This is a genomic window from Pseudomonas sp. fls2-241-TYG-175 (genome assembly GCF_030209155.1).
Taxonomy (GTDB): domain Bacteria; phylum Pseudomonadota; class Gammaproteobacteria; order Pseudomonadales; family Pseudomonadaceae; genus Aquipseudomonas; species Aquipseudomonas viridiflava.
Window position 1 is genome coordinate 88,186 of sequence record NZ_JARVSO010000020.1, and the last position, 21,400, is coordinate 109,585.

The following is a 21,400-nucleotide window of genomic DNA, read 5'->3' on the forward strand; positions in this document are numbered from 1 at the left end:
CTGCACACGTCCCCCTTCATCCTAGGCACATTGACGCCGCGTTCAATGACGGATCCAAACATCCATGCTCTGGTTGCAGAGCTCCAAGAACGAGCAGATTGGCCAGTGGCTAAAATGACCACCCTTAGGTCACGAATGCATCTAGGATGCTTTGAGTTCCGCGTAAAGGAAGCAAGAACGTAGTGGGCCACCCTAAGCGGTTAGTTTAAAATGATTTTTTTGCGCAGCAGGCCTAATCGGCAGCGTTCCTTTCAATAGGTACGAGGAGATTTCCCGGAGTCATGTTTTACTACAGGTCTCGTTTGAACCGACTCAGGCAATAGGCACCCAGTTGAACGAATCGCCACCTCGTCTCACGCAGGTCGCACAAGGTCACGAAATTTCAGGACTCAGCGCGTATGAGTAAAACGAAAACAACGAACGGCAACGAAAACGCCAAAACTATACGTACGCCCAAATTACGCTTTCCCGAGTTTAGGGATTCGAAAGAGTGGGAAAAGACAGAGCTCAGGATGATTGCCGACCCTGTCTTAGACAAAGCTAGTTCTGGTGAGAAGAATAATGCCCTGAGTCTCTCAACTGAAAACACCATAGTGCTTCAGAGTGACATATTGGAAGGCAATGAGATAAATAAATACTCTGAACGCTATCTTAGAATTATTCGCGATGACTTTATTTGTATTGACAAAAGCACAAAAAATCCGGCCTCAGGCACTATAAAGCGATTATCCAATTACTCCACTGGAGTTGTCCCCTCAGTTTACAAGTGCTTCCGCTTTCATGCCAATGAACACCCAGGCTTTTGGGAAGGATATTTCGAATCAGGAGCGCACAACAATCAGCTCAGTAAAGTTATAAATGAGGGTGCAACCCAGGGACGATTTAACACTCCAGTCAATAAATTTCTCGCCATAAACGTATGGCGCCCGTGCGAATCGGAACAAAAAAAAATCGCCGACTGTCTGGAGTCATTGGAGAGCCTGATTGCGGCCCAATCTCAGAAAATAAAAACGCTCAGCACTCATAAGATCGGTCTGACACTGCAACTATTTCCACGTAAAGGTGAATTCAAGCCTCGGTTACGTTTCCCTGACTTCCAGAACGCTGAGGAATGGAAAAAAGTCCTATTTACAAACGCTATAAAAGTAACTTCAGGGAAGGAATTTAAGCCATCGGAGTACTCGGGCGAGGGGATTCGATTAATACAATCGAAAAATATTGAATATGGCTCATTAATATGGAGCGATGACTCACCTCACCTCCCTACAACCTATGCAGACAAGCACCCTGAATTATTATTACAAACTAATAACATTGTCTTTACGCTCTATCGACCAATGCGCACTGAAGAAATAAAGATCACCAAAATTAGTAAAAATGATGAAAAATCGATTTTCAGCCATCAGCTAGCCAAGTTGGAAATCATTACCGATTTACTTTGCGCAGATTTCGCATTTCATTTTTGTCGACATTTCTTATCAGACTACGCACAAAGCAACTCTACCGGCCTCGGACAGACAAGGATATCGCTCAAAGAATTGAACAAACAGAGTATTACACTCCCGTCGCTGCCTGAGCAAATATGTATTGCAGGCTGTCTTAGCTCACTTGACAGCTTAATTACTTCGAACATACAGAAGCTTGAATCCATAAAAAAACACAAGACGGCGCTTTTGCAAAAGCTTTTTCCGCGGTCGGATAAGGATATTTAATGAACAAACCGTTAGTACAATCGAATTTCAGATCTTTAAAGTCGCTAGCCAAAAAGTTGCGCAAGGATTTAACAGGAGTTCGAGGAAGAAAAAAACTTGGCGCACGAAAAGCGATCGCACCAATAAAAGGAAACGACTTTGTTTTGCTTTTTGCTCACAACGGGGTAGGCAAAACTCGTTTATCCATGGAGTTTAAAGATCTTGGAAAAAAACAGGACAAGAGAGACACTCTATACTTCAACGCTTTCACTGAAGACCTTTTTGACTGGGATAACGATTTCGACGAGGATAGAGAAAGAAGAATAAAATTCAAATCTCACTCTCAGTTTTTTAATGGGCTTGATGGCATTGGCATTGAAAGTCGCATTCGCCCCCACTTACATCGCCACGCTGACTTTAATTTCACAATAAACTACGACGATGCAGAAATTAGCTTTTTTCGTGAGGAAATCGTCGCAGGTAAAATTGAGACCCTGGAGGATATAAAAATATCACGAGGGGAAGAGAATATTTTTATTTGGTGTTTTTTTCTTGCCATACTCGAATTGGCCAGCTTAGCAGAACCAGGCGACCCATATTATTGGGTAAAATTTGTTTACATTGACGACCCGATTTCGTCCCTTGATGAACACAACACAATCGCTGTCGCCTCCGGACTTTCTGCGCTTTTAAAAGACTTCAGAAACAATATAAAAATCATCATATCCACACACCACGGATTGTTCTTTAATGTTCTTTTCAATGAACTCAAAGGAAAAAATGAACAATCTGCGAAAAAAGAGGAAATCAGAAAAAAGTCTTATATCCTGAGCCGTCCAAATAAGTCCCCAAGCTACACACTCCAAGACACAGGAGAGTCTCCATTCTTGAATCATGTAGCATCATTACTAGAATTACAGGCTGCAGCGAGGTCAGGCAACATTTCGCAACACCATTTCAACTCTCTTCGAAGCATTTTAGAGAAAACGGCAATATTTTTTGGCCGACAGCATATATCTACTTGCTTTGATGGAAATCCCAATAAAAATCTATATGTCCGCTTTTTAAATATCCGCAGCCATTCAAAGTATTCTGTCTTTGAACCCGCCCCCCTGAGTCGATCTGAGAAAAAAATGTTTCGTGACATTCTTAGCACATTTATTAATCTTCACCCGTTCAACACAACACTATTTCCGAAGTCACTCGCAGCAGCGCCCGCACCATGATCGTCTCGAATGTCTACCAAATTACTATTTTTGTCCTGGACCTCAGCATTTTCCATGACTCAGAAACTCTTACGTATTTCGCTCCCCCTTCATCGAGAAACCTTGATACTCTACACTGCCCGGAGGTGAAAAATGACAGAATCAAATAAAATAATGCTTGGCAAGACCCTCTGGAGTGTCGCCGACCAACTGCGCGGACTAATGAATGCAGACGACTTCCGCGATTACATACTTTCATTCTTTCTCCTGCGATATTTATCAGACAATTATGAAAATGCAGCGAAGACAGAACTTGGCGATGACTACCCTAAAGTCAAAGATAAAGACTATTGCGCACCCCTTACCCTTTGGTACGCCAACAACCCGGAAGAGATCACCAAATTCGAAAAAAATATGCGCAAGAAGATCCATTATGTACTGCACCCTCAGTATATATGGAGCAGCATCGCGAACATGGCTCGATCTCAAAAAAGCGAACTACTCAGCACACTGCAGGGGGCCTTCAAACACATCGAGCTTGAATCTTTTGAGCACACATTCCAAGGTCTATTTAGCGCAATCAACCTTGACTCTGAAAAACTAGGCCGTACTTACGCCGAACGCAATATTAAGCTATCTGTCCTCATTCAGAAAATCTCCGAAGGCTTAGCTGAATTCCCCACTGACATGGATGCATTTGGTGATGTTTATGAGTACTTGATCGAACAGTTTGCCGCAGGTTCAGGCAAGAAGTCGGGTGAGTTCTACACGCCACAGCAAATTTCCGACATCCTTTCCTCTATTGTTACACTCGATAGCCAGGATCCCCAGAGCGGCTCAATACAGCGCTTGGGAAGTGTGATGGACTTTGCCTGCGGTTCCGGTTCGCTGCTGCTTAACGTACGGAAACGCGTCAAATCGCGGCATACCGGGATTATATACGGACAGGAAAAGAACTTTACTACGTATAATTTAGCGCGCATGAACATGCTGATGCACGGATTAAAAGATACTGATTTTCAAATTCACCATGGCGATACATTGGCGAATGACTGGGCCATACTACGCGAGACGAACCCTGCAAAGAAACTAGCTTTTGATATCGTAGTTGCTAATCCGCCTTTGAGCTGCCGGTGGGAGCCAACCGACTCTCTAACCGAAGATGTACGCTTCAAAAACTATGGAGTGGCTCCTAAATCTTCCGCAGATTTTGCCTTTCTGCTACATGGACTTCATTATCTAAAAAATGAAGGTGTGATGGCCATCGTTCAGCCCCATGGCGTCCTCTTCCGTAGCGGTGCCGAGGAGCGAATTCGGACTAAACTGCTGAAGGATGGCCACATTGATACGGTAATTGGGCTACCCTCAAACCTCCTTTATTCCTCAGGCATCCCAGTTTGCATTTTGGTCCTTAAGAAATGTACTCGACCGGAAGATGTACTTATTATCGATGCAACAGAGAGCTTCGTTAAAGGCAAGCGACAGAACCATTTATCCCACGAGCAAATAACCAAGATCATTGACACTTATCGGTTCCGTAGGGAAGAATCCCGCTACGCCCGCAGGGTTACGATGGAGGAAATCAAGGAGAATGGCTATAACCTTAATATTTCTCGCTATATAAGCACGTCCAGCATCGAAGCTGAGGTTGACTTACAGACCGTAAATCGTGAACTAGCAACCCTGGAAAAAACTATTAAATCGGCCCGAGACAAACATAATGCTTTCCTTGGAGACCTGGGGCTTCCGCCATTAGCTTGAGTTAAAAAACAGCAGGCTACCTGTCGAGCTGCCTCTTTTCACTCAACTAACCCAAGACCTCTATCTTGCAAAAAAGGGCGTAGCAATTAGCTGCGTAATTGATGCGTGCAGTTTACGGAGAGGTCACCGTAATATTTTACCGAGAACGCCTGCGGCGGCCATTTCCAATGCGTGGTGCACGTATGAAGCTCTCTGGCGGTGACCGAAAAGCTGTCAAGTTCTAGTCCCATCCAGCTAATGATCTACGCAACACCATTCTTTAGCCCTAGGTTCTTGCTCGCGTAAGTAGGTACAGTCGATTAAAGACAAGATGCGTAGCCCAACGCGACCTGATGTCTAACGGATCAGCCACGGCCAAAGCCCTCGGTTCAGCCAGATACGCAGGGTGCTGTGACATGCTTCCTCAGTGATAGGACTGTGCCAGTCGACAACAACCCGGTTGAGGACCTGGGACGGCCATGGGCACTGGGACATTCCTACTGATCCTTTACCAGATCGCTATGCCGCGGTAAACGGCCGGCAGCAATCATGAGCTTGATCCAGTCGACGAGCAAGAATGAACACCGTCAGCATGCCAATCTCGAGGATGTGCTGACCGGCTGACGACGCTGCGGGCCAACGTGATCGTGTAATTGCTACCGCATACTCGCGCAGGTAAATTGTGCGGACGCTTACAATCAGCCGCTGCACGAGAGCGCAGGGTAGTTGATCGCGAAATCGCTCCTCTAGGCTCTCCAAAACCTTATCACGAACATCGTCTCCACTGTCACCTGCCAGGCTGCCCCGCTTGCATCTCCGCTGCCAAAAGCGCAGCTGCATTGGTTATGATGCGCTCCTTAGCTTGCACATGGGTGCGGTAAAGCCGCCCTAGCAGCGCTGCTATTCAGCGCTTTGATTTGGAGTATCTGCAGTTGAACCACGCGGTCCACAACAAACTGATTTCATTTATCTGGTCGATTGCCGATGACTGTCTGCGCGACGTGTATGTGCGCGGAAAATACCGTGACGTCATCCTGCCCATGGTTGTGCTGCGTCGGCTCGATGCCCTGCTGGAGACCAGCAAGGCCAAAGTGATGGAAGAGCTGGCCTTTCAGCAACGTGAAATGAGCCAAACCGAACTGGACGACAGCGCCCTGCGTGCGGCTTCCGGCTATGTGTTCTACAACACCAGCAAGTGGACGCTAAGCCAACTGCAGAAGACCGCCACCAACAACCAACAGATCCTCCTGAGCAATGTTGAGGAATACCTCGACGGCTTTAGCGACAACGTCAAAGACATCATCCGTCGCTTCAACCTCAAGTCGCAGATGCGCCACATGGCCAGCAAAGACGTGCTGCTCGACGTACTGGAAAAATTCACCTCGCCCACCATCAACCTCACCCCGCACGACAGCGTAGACCCACAAGGCAACCGCCTGCCAGCCCTGAGCAACCTGGGCATGGGCTATGTGTTCGAAGAGCTTATCCGCAAGTTCAACGAAGAAAACAACGAGGAAGCGGGCGAGCATTTCACCCCGCGCGAAGTGATTGAGCTGATGACCCACCTGGTCTTCGACCCGATCAAGGACCGACTGCCCACCGTGATGACCATCTACGACCCGGCCTGCGGCAGTGGCGGCATGCTCACCGAGTCACAGAACTTTATCGAAGAGAAATACCCGGACTCGACCACCCTGCGCGACATCCACCTCTACGGCAAGGAGATCAACGACGAGACCTATGCCATCTGCAAGTCGGACATGATGATCAAAGGCAACAACCCTGCCAACATCCGCCCCGGCTCCACCCTCTCGGTGGACGAGTTCGCCGGCAGCCGCTTCGACTTTATGCTGTCCAACCCCCCCTACGGTAAAAGCTGGGCCAGCGAGCAGAAGTTCATCAAAGACGGCGGCGACGTGATCGACCCGCGCTTCAAGGTCAGCCTCGCGGACTACTGGGGCAACGCCGAGATGCAGGACGCCACCCCGCGCTCCAGCGACGGCCAGTTGCTGTTTCTGATGGAAATGGTCAACAAAATGAAAGCCCCCGGCGACAGCGGCCTCGGCTCGCGCATCGCCTCGGTGCACAACGGCTCCAGCCTGTTTACCGGCGACGCCGGCGGTGGCGAGAGCAATATCCGCCGCTACCTGATCGAAAACGACCTGCTCGATGCCATCATCCAGTTGCCCAACAACCTGTTCTACAACACTGGCATCACCACCTATATCTGGCTGCTCTCCAGCAACAAGCCGGCGCAGCGCCGAGGCAAGGTGCAACTGATCGACGCCAGTCTGCTGTACCGCAAACTGCGCAAAAACCTCGGCAACAAAAACTGTGAATTTGCCCCCGAGCATATCGAGCGGATCACCCAAACCTACCTCGACCTGGCCAGCTTCGACCGCCCGGCCGGTGGCGACGGCATTGCCGCGCAGGAGTTTGATAACCGCGACTTCGGCTACCACAAGGTCAGCATCGAACGGCCAGACCGGCGCAAGGCGCAGTTCCGCGCCGAGCGCATCGAAACCCTGCGTTTCGATAAGGCCCTGCGCGAATCCATGCAGTGGATTTACCAAGAGTGGGGCGAGGCGGTGTACCAGGACGCCACCTTGGCCACCCATGAAAAAGCCATCCTCGCCTGGTGTGAAGGACAAGGCCTGGAGCTCAACGCCAAGCAGCGCAAAAAGCTGCTGAGCCTGGAAACCTGGGCCAAGCAGTCCCTGCTGGTCACCGTGGCCAACTACCTGATGCAGGCCATGGGCAGCGAGGAATATGACGACTTCAACCTGTTCGCCAAACTGGTGGACAAGGCGCTTAAACAACTGAACAAAGAGGCCGGCATCAAGCTCGGCGCCAGCGAGCGCAATCAGTTGCTCAATGCAGTGAGCTGGTACGACGAAAACGCCGCCAAGGTCATCCGCAAGGTGGAGAAATTCGACCGCGCCGAGTTGGCCACCCTGCTGAATCGGCTGGGTTGCCGCGAGGCCGACCTGGCCGATTTCGGCTACTACCCGAGCGACAAGGCCGGCGAATTTATCACCTACGAATCCAACAGCGACCTACGCGACAGTGAAAGCATCCCACTGGCCGACACCATCCACCGCTTCTTCAAGGCCGAAGTGCAGCCCCATGTGGCAGAAGCCTGGATCAATCTGGAGTCGGTAAAGATCGGCTACGAGATCAGCTTTAACAAATACTTCTACAAGCACCAGCCGCTGCGCAGCATGGATGAGGTGGCACGGGAGATTGTGGCGTTGGAGCAGCAGGCGGAGGGGTTGATTGCGGAGATTTTGGGGTTGGACTTGAAGGATGTGTCGGGGGTGGCCAATGGTTGATGTAGCGTCCGACAGCAATTGCTATGGGTTACTTAAGGACTCTGGCGTCGAGTCATTAGGCGTTATCCCACAGCATTGGAAAATATCAAGATTTCGTAATCTTTTTTCCTTTGACAAGGGACTTAGTATAACCAAGAACGATCTTCAAGATACTGGGATCCCATGTGTCAACTATGGAGATGTTCATTCACGATTTGGCTTCGAAGTTAATCCAGACAATCATGCCCTGAAGTATGTGCGCGAGGAGTTCCTAAAAGACAATCCCAGCTCTCTTCTGCGCGTCGGTGATTTTATATTTGCTGATACTTCTGAAGATATTGATGGCTCTGGGAACTTCTCGCAATTAACAGGTGGTGGATTGGTTTTTGCCGGATACCACACAATTATCGCCAGACCTATTGACAGTTGCGCCAAACGCTATCTCGCTTATATGTTGGACTCTGTTGCCTTCAGGGATCAAGTCAGACGCACTGTTAAGGGCGTAAAGGTATACAGCATTACGAAAAGCATCCTTAAAGAGCCTTCTGTTTGGTTGCCACCAATTGCTGAGCAGAAACTAATTTCGGATTACTTGGATCGTAAACTCGTTTATGCAATCCAAGCTATACAAATCAAAGAACGCCAGATCGAACGACTTAAAGAGCGCAAGCAGATACTGATCCAGCAGGCCGTAACCCGTGGCCTTAATCCGCGCGCCCTCATGCGGGACTCCGGTATCGAGTGGATTGGCGAGATTCCGGCGCATTGGGAAACAGTTAGGATTAAGTATCTTTTCAAAGAAATTAATGAGCGAACCAAAACGGGCGAAGAAACGTTGCTTTCTTTGAGAATGAAGCTTGGGCTTGTGCCCCACGATGACGTCTCGGATAAGGCAATTTCCAATGAGAGCCTAGTGGATTACAAGATAGTTCGCCCTGGCCAGATGGTTATGAACCGTATGAGGGCTGCAATCGGGATATTTGGTGTTTCCTCTCGGCTTGGCTTGGTGAGCCCCGACTATGCTATTTTTGATATTAAAAAGCGCGCCAACTCTTCCTTTTTCCTCCGGCTATTTAAGCTTCCTTTGCTAGGAACTCAGTTTCGCCTTGGTTCAAAAGGATTAGGCACTGGTTCCTCAGGGTTTATGCGGCTCTATACTGAAGAATTTGGCGATATAAAAATTGCTGTTCCTCCTTTGGGCGAGCAGTTAGAAATCGTGCAGTTCATAGACTCGACCTCGGAACGACTCGATAACGCCGGCACATTGTTTGAACAACAAATCACGAAGCTTAAAGAATACAAAGCCACCCTGATCAATAGCGCCGTCACCGGCAAGATCAAGGTGCCGGGCGTGGTGGAGCCGGATAGCGGCGCATGTCTGCCCCCGTTGGCTGGATAGTTTTAGACATTTGCATCCTGCCCCGGGCTCGCCTGGCAGAGATAAGAAGGGACAGGCACAAGGAAGCCGGCATGGTAAGCAAGACCAACGAACAAGCGCTGGAAGCTAGCATCGAGAAATACCTGACCGGCACTTGCCTAGAAGAGCAGGCGGTGGTCCGTGACAGCGCGGTGCCCGTGCCGGCGGGCGTCAACCACGGGTATCAATTGGGCCGCGCTCCGGATTTCAATGCCCGCTATGCCGTGGATAGCCGTTGCTTGTGGCAGTTTCTTGAGGCCAGCCAGAGCGATGAGTTGGAGCGTCTCAAGCAACGCTACGACGATTGGGATCTGCGCATCCTCGAACGCTTCGACCGGCTGGCGAAGAAGTACGGCGTGCTGCACCTGCTCAAGCGCGGCCTGGCCATCGACGATGTGCACTTCAACCTGATGTACCCCGCGCCACTTGCCAGCAGTTCGGAGCGGGTCAAACAGCAGTTTGCGGCGAATATCTTCAGCAGCACCCGCCAGGTGCGTTACTCCCTGAGTAATCCGCTGGAAGAGATCGACCTGGTACTGTTCATCAATGGCTTGCCCTTCGCCACGCTGGAGCTGAAGAACCCCTGGACGGGCCAGAACGCCCGTTATCACGGGCAAAAGCAGTACAAGCAGGACCGCGACACGGGCCAGCCGCTGCTGCAATTCGGCCGCTGCCTAGTGCACATGACGGTAGACACCGACGAGGTCTACATGATCACCAAGTTGGCCGGTGTCGCGACCTTCTTCCTGCCATTCAACAAGGGCCATAACCACGGGGCTGGCAACCCGCCCAACCCCGCCGGGCACAAGAGCTCCTACCTGTGGCAGGAGGTTTTCAGCCGCGAAAGTGTGGCCAACATCATCCAGCACTTTGTGCGCCTGGACGGCAGCAGCAAGATGCCACTGGCCAAGCGTACGCTGTTCTTCCCGCGCTACCACCAACTGGATGTGGTGCGCCGCCTAGTGACGCATGCCAGCCAGCATGGTGTGGGTCAGCGCTACCTGATCCAGCACTCGGCCGGCTCGGGCAAATCGAACTCCATCACCTGGGCGGCCTATCAGTTGATAGAAACCTATCCGGCTTCGCTGGAGGTTGTCGGCGCGCGCGCTCTAGATGCGCCGCTGTTCGACTCGGTGATTGTGGTGACTGACCGCCGCCTGCTGGACAAGCAATTGCGCGAGAACCTACGCGAGTTCTCCGAGGTGAAAAACATCATCGCTCCGGCGCTGAAGTCCTCTGACCTCCAGCGGGCGCTGGAGCAGGGAAAAAAAATCATCATTACCACCATCCAGAAATTCCCGGTGATCGTGGATGGCATCGACGACATGGCCGGCAAACGCTTTGCCGTGATCATCGACGAGGCGCACAGCTCGCAGGACGGTAGCAGCCACGGCACGATGAACAAGGTGATGGGCGGCGACGAGCAAGACGACACTCAGGAGAAGATCCTCAGCGCCATCAAGAACAGCAAGATGCGCGGAAATGCCTCGTACTTTGCCTTCACCGCCACGCCGAAGAACAGCACGCTGGAGAAGTTCGGCGAGCAGCAGGCCGATGGCCGCTTCGCGCCCTTCCACCTGTACTCGATGAAGCAGGCCATTGAAGAGGGCTTTATCCTCGATGTGCTGGCCAACTACACCACGTACCGCAGTTACTACGAAATTCAGAAGTCCATCGAGGACAATCCGCTGTTTGACACGCTGAAAGCACAGAAGAAGCTACGCGCCTATGTCGAACGCGACCAGCAGACCATCGACGTTAAGGCTGAGGTGATGCTGGAGCATTTTATTGAGCAGGTGGTCACGCCGAAAAAGCTTAAGGGCCAGGCCAAGGGCATGGTCATAACCCAAAACATCGAAGCCGCCATCCGTTATCACAAGGCCATCAGCCGCTTGCTGGCAGCGCGCGGCAACCCGTTCAAGGCGCTAATTGCCTTCTCCGGCGAAAAATTGGTTGATGGTATCGAGTACACCGAAGCCGGCATCAACGGCTTCGCCGAAGCGGATACGCGAGACAAGTTCGACACCGACGAATACCGATTGCTGGTAGTGGCCAACAAGTACCTGACAGGCTTCGATCAGCCTAAGCTGTGTGCCATGTACGTGGACAAGAAGCTGCAGTACGTACTCGCTGTGCAAGCGCTGTCGCGCCTTAATCGTGCCGCGCCGAAGTGGGCCAAGAAGACCGAAGACCTGTTCGTTCTGGATTTCTTCAACCAGGTGGAGGACATAAAAGCCTCCTTCGACCCGTTTTACACGGCCACCAGCCTGTCCGGAGCAACGGATATCAATGTGCTGCACGAACTCAAGGACCAGTTGGACGAGGTCGGTGTCTACGAGTGGCCGGAAGTAGAGGCATTCGCCACGCAGTATTTCGACAACGTCGATGCCGAAAAGCTCGCTGTGCTTATCGATATCGCCGCCGAGCGTTTCGACGTGGAACTAGAGTTGGAGGATGAGGCAAAGGTCGATTTCAAAATCAAGGCCAAGCAGTTTGTGAAGATCTACGGCCAGATGGCCTCGATCATGCCGTATGAGATTGTGGCCTGGGAAAAGCTTTTCTGGTTCCTCAAGTTCCTGATCCCGAAACTCAAAGTGCAGGACAAAGACGCCGACGAAATCGACGCTCTGCTCAACTCGGTCGACCTCGCGTCCTATGGGCTGGAACGCGTCAAGTTGAACCACAGCATTGCGTTGGATGACGCGGAAACCGAGCTGGACCCAGCCAACCCAAATCCGCGCGGGGTACATACTGGTGAGCAGGAAAAAGACCTGCTGGACCAAATCATCCAGAGCTTCAACGAGCGTTGGTTCCAGGGCTGGGGGGTGACCACGGAAGAAAAGCGCGTGAAGTTCCTGAGCATTCTAAAGGGCATTCAGGAGCATCCGGACTTTGAGCCGAAGTACCAAAAGAGCCAGGACGAAGACCACCGTGCACTGGCGTTCGAGAAGATTTTCGAGGAAGTCATGCTGATACGCCGCCGCCAGGACCTAGAGCTTTACCGGCTGGTAGCCAGTGATGAAGCGCTCAAGTCTTCGTTGCAGCAGAGCATGAGGGGCATGCTGGGCTGAGATATGTGCAAGCTCGGTGTGTCTCAGCATGTCCGGTCCATACGGCTAAAGCCGTCACGCCCATTCGCATGGAGCTTTAACCTCGAAGTCCTGCAGGGGGCCGAACTCAACAATGACCGTCCATCGGAAGCCAGGCCACGCAGCATTCCAGCTGGTATTCCAAGGAGTTTATCTGATTAATTATTAGCCAATAAAAACAGATGGCTACAGAGCTGTTTCAAATCCCCCCGGCCCACCAAGCTATATAAAAAAGCATTTTAAGCCACGCTCGAGTGCTTCTCTGTACCTTTCGCAAGGCATTTTCTGGTCTGCACACCCACCCGAAATCAAGTTCTGCCCTCGCCTGACACAACCTGTTGAACCTTCTCACCCCCTCTCCCCACCCACCAAGCCAGCACCAAGCCACTAGCACATCCGAGCTATAGCCCCAACCTCCCCCATCCCCTACTTTTATCACTGCCGCCTGCCACAGGCGGTCATCCTCAAAACGTATAGGGACTTGTTATGAATAAGCTAACTCGATGGCTAGCCGTCAGCGCAGTTCTGAGCCTGACGGGCATTACCGCCGTGCAGGCGAGTACCACTCCCGCATCAGTGATCGTTGCTGAAAGGTCTGCGACAGACCATGTCGTTACCACGCAGACTGCGCCAAGCCCGTTTGTCACTGTGAGTCAGATCGAGAGCGCTCAGCCTCTCAACGTGGCCATTTTCCAGGACAGTTGCCAGGACCCGGATCCGTGGTACATGTTCAGTGGCATTCAAGCCATGACGTGCCTGCTCACGGGGCAGTGGTAGGTCACTGCCCAGACATGCGAGAAATGTCTTCTGACCTCCAACAGCTTCAGATTGGAAAGGCATGTGTTGATGCAGATAAAAGCCGACCCGCCCCGTTGATCGAAGTCGACGTGGGCGGGCCGCACTGAATCGATGGTTCAACTGCTTGCGGAGAGCCTTGAACAACAACCCCCCCACAACCTCCTCAGCAAATGCCAAAATAATGAGGCCAGCGATACACGCCAGAAGCCTGCTGCCTCGGTCGAGAAATTGAAGGTCGATATCGCTGACGCATTTCCCACTCGCCAGCGGACACGTCATGCACCCAAGAGCCCTCACCCTCGCCCTGCTCATCACCCTCCTCGCGTCATTCCAAGCCAACGCCGCCGACAAATCCTGCGCCGAGGCCATCGGTCCAAAACGCGCTGAGTCTCTGGTCAAACAATGCATCAACGTCTCCCCTGCAACCCACCCGCCGTGCAACGCGGCCAACAACTGCGGGATGATCAACAGTGAGGTCGAGCGCGGTTGTGGTTTGTTGGGCGATGATCCTAACGCGCCTGCCTATTGCCATTTCAACCTGTCCAAACCGGAAACCTTGCAGGGCGCGTTGATTAATGGCGGTGGCATCGATGACTACACCATCACGGTGTTGGTCAATGACGGCCGAAGGTTCACGGCTTATTGCGATGGGCAATGTGGTGAATGGTTTGTGGCAGAAGATGAAAGCGAAGCGACCTTGTTGCCGAGCATGGTTGGCAAGACTGTGAAGGTCACTGTTGCCAGCGAGCTCAACAACGAACGCATCGCCGGGCCTGCTGCCGAGGACTCGTTGATCTTCGTGAAGAAGATTGAGTTTGTGAAGTAGGTGTCGCTTGATTTCTGCGCGCTTAATGAAGCACCTAGAGCCTTTAGGGCTCAAGAGGTGAGACCCAGTGTGTCGCTGATACTTGCCGATATGGTTCTCTCGGGCGTGGCAGACACACTCGTTCTGCCCTACACCATTTACCTGCAATCGGAGCGAGGATCCGTCGTAGCCAGTCGGTTAAGTGACTGATCGAGGATCAGCCTGCTGACGTATGGAGACAGTAATCTCTCGGCTGAACAACGAAGCTGGCTGTACCATACCTGATCAATACTAAGGCTTCCCGCTTAGCTGCGGGGAGCATGGTGAAAAGCAGACGCATCGCTCGCCTCGCCAGCAGCCCCCAAGAGATAGCAACCCATGCCCCAAGAAAAACTAGACCTCCTGCGACTCCAGAAACCCATCCGCGACCAGATGAACGACCTCCTCCGCGCCCTCAACGCTACCAGCACACGCGAGGACCTGGAGGCCGAGCGCGCCATCCAGATCGAGCTTATCCAAAGCCTGGAAAGCACACGAAAGCTGCGCTCGTCAGACGCTGAGGCGCTGTTCATCATTTTCGATGACGCGGTAGAGGCCAAGCTGGACGAACTTCCCAAGGACTGATCCCGTCCCATACTCCATGCATGTACAAAATCACGCGCTACACTGGGGGTGGTATTAGATTTTTCGGAGATCACCATGTACGTCGATATAACGACTGTCCACGCCCGTCTGGTCAGTAAGATAACGGCATTCAATCAGATGTGGCCTCAGTGGGTGGTTCATGGTCAGGTGTGGCAGTTGCCGGTGCTGGCGCAGCAGAAGGCGCTGGATCTGATCGAGGTGCAGCCGCTGGAGGGTCAGGCGGCGATTGAGGCGGCAATTCGGGCGATGACGTTGTTTGAGCGCCTTCCAGGTCAGGCGCCGGGGACGGTGATGCGGTTGCCGGGTTATTTCGCGTTGAGCCGCAGCGTGTTGCCTTGGGTGAAGGAGATCAATCAGCTGAAGGATGACTTGATGGCGGCGGTCGAGCAGACGCGGATCGAGCTCAATCTGGCGACCACGGCGCGGTCGAAGATTCTGCGTCAGGCGTTGGGGCCGATGTTCAGCATGAAGCAGTTGGGGCGTCATACGCAGGTGTTCGATATCTGCCCTCGCCTGATCGTGTTCACCTGGGCCGGGCACACGACCGGCGGCGAGCGGGTGGCGGTGAGCAAGGTTCGGGAGCAGTTGAGCAAGGCGGCCGAGCAGCAGGCGTCGAAAGACCGCGTGGCCATCGAGCAGACGTCGGCGGGCGCCGAGCTGCGGCGCATCGTCAATCTGTCGGATCAGGCGAGTCTCATCAAGTACAAGAAGGTGGCGCCGCATCCCAGGGCGATGGTGTATTTCTCGGCCAGCTCCCGTTACGACGCGATGATCCACAGCAACCTGCCGATGTTTGTGCTGGCAGGCGAAGAGCCCATCGACGTGCATGAGCTTCGTCACTTCAACCGGCATACGCGCCAGGCTGAGCGGCCGGACAAGAAGCCGCGTATCGAGGTGATCCCGCGCATGAATCTGTTTTTGAATCCGGATGATCTGGTGGGTCAGCGCAAGTCGGCTGCGGTGGTCAGCAAGCCGAGCGCAGTGGCGTCGACTTATTCGGATCGGAATCAGAACAAGGCGGATGATGAGTAAACCCGGAGGTGACTCCTGCCATGGATACATGAGCTGTCTGGCAGGAGCGACTAATAAAAAGAAACCGCTGGTTATTAATCTGCTCGTTCAATAAACATAAAAATCCGACGAACAGTGGTTGCCTTTCTAAACATTGAACAGTTTTGAACGAATACACCTACGGTATCTGGATCCATGTTTCCAACAACACCTGGCGAGATGAGCAAAGCCATTTTAAATACGGCCAAGAGCACAGCAATAAGTCAGACTTTTCAAGCCGTTAATTACCTTCACGAATAACGTTAAAACAGCCTTCACCTCCCATCGAAATTCACCCAGTTGGGAATGGATAACGATCAGTTCTACACTTATTTTCCATACAGAACGTTATCACCGCTAACCAACAAAAAAGGGCCGTCACATGGACGGCCCTTTTCGTTACGATGACGCCTCGAGTTATATCTTGAAGCTGGCCACCAGTTGTTTCAAACGTCCGGCCTGCTGGGAAAGTGCAGCGCAATCCTTGAGGGTTTCGTTGAGGTTGGCGACGCCCTGCTGGTTGAGCGAGTTGATCTGATTGATGTCGATGTTGAGCGTTTCCACCACGGCCGTCTGCTCTTCGGTCGCAGCGGCAACCGACTGGTTCATGCCGTCGATTTCGCCGATGCGGCGGGTCACGTCGCGCAGGCGGTTGCCGGCCTGGTTGGCGACTTCGACGCTGCCCTGGCTGGATGCCTGGCTCTCGTTCATGTTCACCACGGCGTCCTGGGAGCCGGTCTGCAGCTCGCCGATCATCTTGTGGATCTCGTCGGCAGACACCTGAGTGCGGTGCGCAAGGTTACGCACTTCATCGGCCACCACGGCAAAGCCACGACCGGCTTCACCGGCGCGCGCAGCTTCGATGGCGGCGTTGAGGGCCAGCAGGTTGGTCTGCTGCGAGATGCCTTTGATCACGTCCAGGATCTGCCCGATGTTGTCGGTGCTGGCGTTGAGCTGGGCGATCTGGGTGCAGGAATCGCTGATCTTGGTCGACAGCTCGCTCATGGCGTGGATGGTTTTTTCCACCACCACCTGACCGTCTTCGGCCTGGGTGCGCGCTTCGCTGGCCTGGATGGAGGCATCCGAGGCGTTGCGGGCGATTTCCTGGGTGGCAGCGCCCAGTTCGTTGATGGCTGCGGCGACGCTGTTGGTACGCGCGCTCTGCTCGTCGAAGCCAATGATCGAGGAGTTGGACGACTGCACCACGCGCTGCGACAGATCATGCACCTGCAGCGTGGCGGAGGACACTTCCACAATGGAGGCGTGGACACGCTCGACGAACTGGTTGAACGAGCTGCCCAGATCGGCGAACTCGTCGCGGCCCTGAATGCTCAGGCGACGGGTCAGGTCGCCCTCACCCTGCGCGATGTCCTGCATGGCACGGCCCATGTCGGTCAGCGGGCGCATCAGCGCACGAATCAGCAGGCTCAGCAGCATGGCGATCACGATCACTGCGATCAGGCCGGCAACGATGGCAGAGCTACGGAACTGGCTCAGTGGCGCGTAGGCCTTGTCCTTGTCGATCGACAGGCCGATGTACCAGTCAGCCGATGGCAGGCCGGTGATCGGGGTGAACGACAGGATGCGTTGCTGGCCATTCAACGTGACCTCACGCAGACGCTTGTCCAGGCTCAGCGTCTGGCCGGGATAGATGTCCTTCAGGTTCTTCATGACCTGTTCCTTGTCGGGGCTGACGATCACCTGACCGTCACCACTGACCAGAAACGCATAGCCCATGCCGCCGAATTCCACCGAGTTGATGATCTTCACCAGCGTATCGAGGCTCAGGTCGCCGCCCGCCACACCGGCCAGTTGGCCGTTGATCTTGATCGGACTGGCGATGGTCACGACCAGGCCGCCCACCGAGGCCAGGTAGGGCGCGCTGATGATGGTGTTCCCCGCATCAACCGTGGATTTGTACCAGGGGCGCTGACGGGGATCGTAACCGGCCGGCATCTCGACATTGGGACGCTGGGTGAAGGTGCCCTTGCTGTCACCGACGTAAGTGAACTGGAAGGTCGAGACCAGCGACGACTGGGAAACCAGCCCGCTCAGGTCCGAGCCAACGCCTTGATAGGCCACGTCCTGGGTCAGGTTTTCCAGGACCAGAATGCGTCCGCCCAACCAGTTCTGCACGCTGCTGGCGGTCAGTTGTCCGGCCTGCCCCACTGAGGATTCGAGGTTCTGATTGATGGTCGCGCGCTGCAGGTAATCGTTGTAAAGCGTGAACAGAACGAACGCCAGAACGACAACGCCCGATGCCGCCAGCAGGATTTTATGACGAAACTTCAAAGTCATTTCAAAGCATCTCTAAAGGTATAGGCAGGTCCGAGGAATCGGATAAGGGGCCATACAAAGTTGTTTTCCATGAACACTCCATGTGTTCAAACTTCCACAGCCTTTTCACGGTGCGAGCACAGGCAGCATTCTGGCGACTGTTTAATGACAGGGCCAGGCTGTTTCAATGTTCTCGAGGCGCCCTTTATAGCCGCGTCGGGCAACGAAAGAAAGCCTGTGAAAGGGGGACAGACGGTTTTAATTAATTGTATTTTTTAATTTCAGCTTGGCGGGATGCTGCCGATAGGGTCTGTATCCAATGCCTCGGCGGTCGTATTCACGTTAAATCCCCCAAAGGCCTTACTTTTTACAATGTTGTACTGGAGAACATCATGAACAGCTGGTTCGCGAACATCAGCGTGAATATGAAGCTGGCCCTCGGATTCGGGCTTGTACTTGTTTTTACTGCCATTCTTGCGCTCACGGGATGGAGCAGCCTGAGTGGGCTGATCGACCGCAGCAACTGGATGAGCGACATCACCTCGCTGAACGCGCAGCTGACCAAGTTACGGGTAACACGCCTGCAATACATGGTGGCCGACGGCGATGAAAAGGTCGCCGAAACCGTTCAGGTCTCGCTGGACGGCTTCAAGGCCTACCAGGAAAAGCTGCTGACCTCGTTCAAGAGCCCCGCGAACGTGCAGATGCTCCAGCAGCTGGGCGTGGTGATCGCTGATTATCAGAAATCCCTGAACAACATGCGCAGCGGCTACAAGACCAGCATCGCATTGCGCAAGGATCTGACGGTTCATGCCACCAAGGCCACCGAAATGCTGGACCGGATTCTGGCCGACGTGAAGAAGCTGGACACCACCGATGAAAGCCGTTTCGACCAGTACGAGCTAATTGTCGGTGCCAAGGAAGACCTGATGCAGGCGCGCTATGAAGTCCGCGGTTACCTGACGGACATCTCGCCGGAAAACGAACAGTCTGCCGCAGGCAAGCTGGATGACGCGATCAAGAACCTCGATCAGTTGAAAGCAACGTTCGGCACTACCCATGCCGACGCACTCAAGCAACTGGAAACATCCCTGCAGGCCTATCGCACCACCTTGCAGAACTTCAAGACGTCCAGCGGCGACATCGCCCAGGCGCGTAAGGAAATGACCGTACAGGGGCAGGACATCGTCAAGCTCAGCGAGGCCATGTATCAGCTGCAACTGGATCGCCGCGACGTGGAAAGCGCTCAGGCTCGCAACATGCAGATCGGTTGCACCTTGCTGGCCATGATTCTGGGCATCATTGCCGCTGTGATCATCACGCGTCAGATCACTCGTCCTCTGCAGGAAACCATGGCGGTGGTCGACCGTATCGCGTCGGGCGACCTGTCGCAGACCATGGTCGTGACCCGTCGCGATGAACTGGGCGTGCTGCAACAGGGCATCCAGCGCATGGGCACCACCTTGCGCGAGCTGATTGGCGGTATCCGCGACAGCGTGGTGCAGATCGCCAGCGCCGCCGAGGAATTGTCGGCCGTGACCGAACAGACCAGCGCCGGTGTGAACAGCCAGAAAGTCGAAACCGATCAGGTGGCGACGGCCATGCACGAAATGTCGGCCACGGTCGCCGAAGTGGCGCGCAACGCCGAGCAGGCTTCCGAAGCGGCGTCGACTGCCGACAAGGAAGCGCGTGCAGGTGATCAGGTGGTGAGTGAAGCCATCGGCCAGATCGAAAAACTGGCGGCCGAAGTGGTGCGTTCTTCCGACGCCATGACGTTGCTGGAGCAGGAAAGCGACAAGATCGGCAAGGTGATGGACGTGATCAAGGCGGTCGCCGAGCAGACCAACCTGCTGGCACTCAACGCCGCCATCGAAGCCGCGCGTGCCGGTGAAGCCGGACGTGGCTTCGCAGTAGTGGCGGACGAGGTGCGTGGCCTTGCGCAACGCACTCAGCAGTCCACCGAGGAAATCGAGAATCTGGTCGCTGCGCTGCAGAACGGTACACGCCAGGTGTCCAGCATCATGCTCAGCAGCCGTGATCTGACGGTCAGCAGCGTGCAGCTCAGCCGCAAGGCCGGGACCTCGCTGAACAGCATCACGCAGACGGTTTCCAACATTCAGGCAATGAACCAGCAGATCGCGGCAGCCGCTGAAGAGCAGAGTGCTGTGGCCGAGGAAATCAGCCGCAGCATCATCAACGTTCGCGACGTGTCCGAGCAGACCGCTTCGGCCAGTGAAGAAACCGCCGCCTCCAGCGTCGAACTCGCACGCCTGGGCGGACAACTGCAGACGATGGTCAGCCACTTCAAGATTTGAGGCAGGTTGCAGAATGAATCAAGCCCGGCATGACCGGGCTTGATTGTTCAGAGTGACAGGTGCACCTGAAATGAAGAAGGTGCCCGGAGGTGGACTCGAACCACCGACCTCCGTAGTGTTTCATACGGCGCCCTACCAACTGGGCGATCCGGGCAACGTTATCAAATGTGTCGTCAGAACATCATTTATCTGCTCGACCGTCTGATGGCTTCATTCTGCCAACCCACCAAGATTCCGACTACTGTAAGAACTATCAGTTTTTATATCGAATGCGCTGCATTTCAACGAAGCTAATACCTCAACCCGCTCAAATTCAGATCATTCTTTAACGCGATAGCCGCTCAACATAATCAACCACCGCAATATGATCGGCCTTCCTTTTCCCCGCCTCCAAAAAAGCACGGTAATAATCGCTGTCCATCAACTGGTCAATGTCCTGCCGGATCTTCTTCTGTATCGAATAAGGAATATCAGGTCCTTCGTGGTGTATGGCATAAGCGTTCTCGAGCACGTCTATCAAGCGGGATCGAAACTTGTCCAGACCCCGTCCGCTGGCGACGCGTTTGTAAGTTGAAAGAAAGAACGTTTCACCACGGCCCGGTCCCGGGCGGGTCACGTAGGCCACGGCGCACAGGCCGACCCCGCTGCGCTTGCGCCAGTGCACGGCCGCGTGCTCGTTGAGCTGCAGCACGTCCTCGCGCCGCCAGGCGTGGCCGCTGTGGATCAGGTGAATGATGGCGGCGTTCAGCGCCCGGCGGGTGCCGCTGTAACGCAAGTCCGGAAAACGCGCGTAGACCTGCACCTGTTTGTTCTTCAGGACACGGACGATCCAGACACGACCGCGAGCCTCTCGGGTAATGCCGCGTGGAACGCTATAGGTGACAGCTTCGACAGTTTTGTCGTAACACCTCAGACCTGAAATATCGATTTCAGACGATGTGTTCATGGGTAGCTTCGACTTGAAAGTTTAAAGACCTGACGCAGGAGCGCGATGAACCGAACCGGCAACGGCCGCCCTGCGCTGTTATATAAATGGACACTGTTTCAGTGATGAGCG

Annotated in this window: 13 protein-coding genes, 1 tRNA gene and 3 pseudogenes; 13 read left to right on the forward strand and 4 right to left on the reverse strand. The window is 53.7% G+C overall.

The genetic code is table 11. The features are described 5' to 3' along the window. The first annotated feature begins 398 nt into the window (after positions 1–398). The 11 genes from QRN20_RS15405 (at position 399) to QRN20_RS15455 (ending at position 15,733) form a co-directional block, all read left to right on the forward strand. The gene (locus QRN20_RS15405; RefSeq protein WP_285360705.1) at positions 399–1,712 is read left to right on the forward strand and encodes a restriction endonuclease subunit S; all 1,314 of its coding nucleotides are present in this window, start codon (positions 399–401) and stop codon (positions 1,710–1,712) included. Further along, on the forward strand, positions 1,712–2,917 hold the full coding sequence (locus tag QRN20_RS15410) for an AAA family ATPase (RefSeq protein ID WP_285360706.1): 1,206 nt from the start codon (positions 1,712–1,714) through the stop codon (positions 2,915–2,917). The genes QRN20_RS15405 and QRN20_RS15410 overlap by 1 nt, the downstream gene beginning before the upstream one ends. A gap of 132 nt (positions 2,918–3,049) precedes the next feature. Next, positions 3,050–4,657 (forward strand): type I restriction-modification system subunit M, encoded by a 1,608-nt coding sequence (locus QRN20_RS15415; protein WP_285360707.1) that lies wholly within the window; start codon positions 3,050–3,052, stop codon positions 4,655–4,657. A gap of 911 nt (positions 4,658–5,568) precedes the next feature. Further along, positions 5,569–7,968 (forward strand): type I restriction-modification system subunit M, encoded by a 2,400-nt coding sequence (locus QRN20_RS15420; RefSeq protein ID WP_285360709.1) that lies wholly within the window; start codon positions 5,569–5,571, stop codon positions 7,966–7,968. Beyond that, the gene (locus QRN20_RS15425) at positions 7,961–9,346 is read left to right on the forward strand and encodes a restriction endonuclease subunit S (RefSeq protein WP_285360710.1); all 1,386 of its coding nucleotides are present in this window, start codon (positions 7,961–7,963) and stop codon (positions 9,344–9,346) included. The genes QRN20_RS15420 and QRN20_RS15425 overlap by 8 nt, the downstream gene beginning before the upstream one ends. 71 nt (positions 9,347–9,417) lie before the next feature. Then, complete coding sequence (locus tag QRN20_RS15430; protein WP_285360711.1) at positions 9,418–12,435, forward strand: type I restriction endonuclease subunit R; 3,018 nt, start codon at positions 9,418–9,420, stop codon at positions 12,433–12,435. A 504-nt stretch (positions 12,436–12,939) separates the two neighbouring features. Then, on the forward strand, positions 12,940–13,230 hold the full coding sequence (locus QRN20_RS15435; RefSeq protein ID WP_285360712.1) for a hypothetical protein: 291 nt from the start codon (positions 12,940–12,942) through the stop codon (positions 13,228–13,230). Between the two features lie 298 nt (positions 13,231–13,528). Further along, positions 13,529–14,077 carry a hypothetical protein gene (locus QRN20_RS15440; RefSeq protein ID WP_285360713.1) on the forward strand — a complete coding sequence of 183 codons (549 nt, stop codon included), beginning with the start codon at positions 13,529–13,531 and terminating at the stop codon, positions 14,075–14,077. Further along, on the forward strand, positions 14,078–14,266 hold the full coding sequence (locus tag QRN20_RS15445) for a YceK/YidQ family lipoprotein (protein WP_080922233.1): 189 nt from the start codon (positions 14,078–14,080) through the stop codon (positions 14,264–14,266). It abuts the gene before it with no gap. Between the two features lie 168 nt (positions 14,267–14,434). After that, positions 14,435–14,680, forward strand: coding sequence for a hypothetical protein (locus QRN20_RS15450; RefSeq protein WP_004883334.1), 246 nt, complete (start codon positions 14,435–14,437; stop codon positions 14,678–14,680). Positions 14,681–14,755: 75 nt separating this feature from the next. Continuing rightward, positions 14,756–15,733 (forward strand): DNA replication terminus site-binding protein, encoded by a 978-nt coding sequence (locus QRN20_RS15455; RefSeq protein ID WP_096767219.1) that lies wholly within the window; start codon positions 14,756–14,758, stop codon positions 15,731–15,733. Positions 15,734–16,168: 435 nt separating this feature from the next. Here the strand turns inward: QRN20_RS15455 and QRN20_RS26900 are convergent, their stop codons facing one another. After that, positions 16,169–17,005, reverse strand: coding sequence for a methyl-accepting chemotaxis protein (locus QRN20_RS26900; RefSeq protein ID WP_374729070.1), 837 nt, complete (start codon positions 17,003–17,005; stop codon positions 16,169–16,171). Positions 17,006–17,074: 69 nt separating this feature from the next. Then, positions 17,075–18,049, reverse strand: a pseudogene (locus QRN20_RS26905) (PDC sensor domain-containing protein); the annotation flags it as partial. 506 nt (positions 18,050–18,555) lie between these two features. Between QRN20_RS26905 and QRN20_RS26910 the strand changes: the two are divergent. Beyond that, positions 18,556–19,440 (forward strand): annotated as a pseudogene (locus QRN20_RS26910) (methyl-accepting chemotaxis protein); the annotation flags it as partial. Positions 19,441–19,743: 303 nt separating this feature from the next. Continuing rightward, positions 19,744–20,343 (forward strand): annotated as a pseudogene (locus tag QRN20_RS26915) (methyl-accepting chemotaxis protein); the annotation flags it as partial. A gap of 80 nt (positions 20,344–20,423) precedes the next feature. On the opposite strand, the gene QRN20_RS15470 reads toward QRN20_RS26915, so the two are convergent. Then, positions 20,424–20,497, reverse strand: a tRNA-Phe gene (locus tag QRN20_RS15470). A gap of 171 nt (positions 20,498–20,668) precedes the next feature. After that, the gene (locus QRN20_RS15475) at positions 20,669–21,289 is read right to left on the reverse strand and encodes a hypothetical protein (RefSeq protein ID WP_088235972.1); all 621 of its coding nucleotides are present in this window, start codon (positions 21,287–21,289) and stop codon (positions 20,669–20,671) included. Positions 21,290–21,400: the final 111 nt, after the last annotated feature.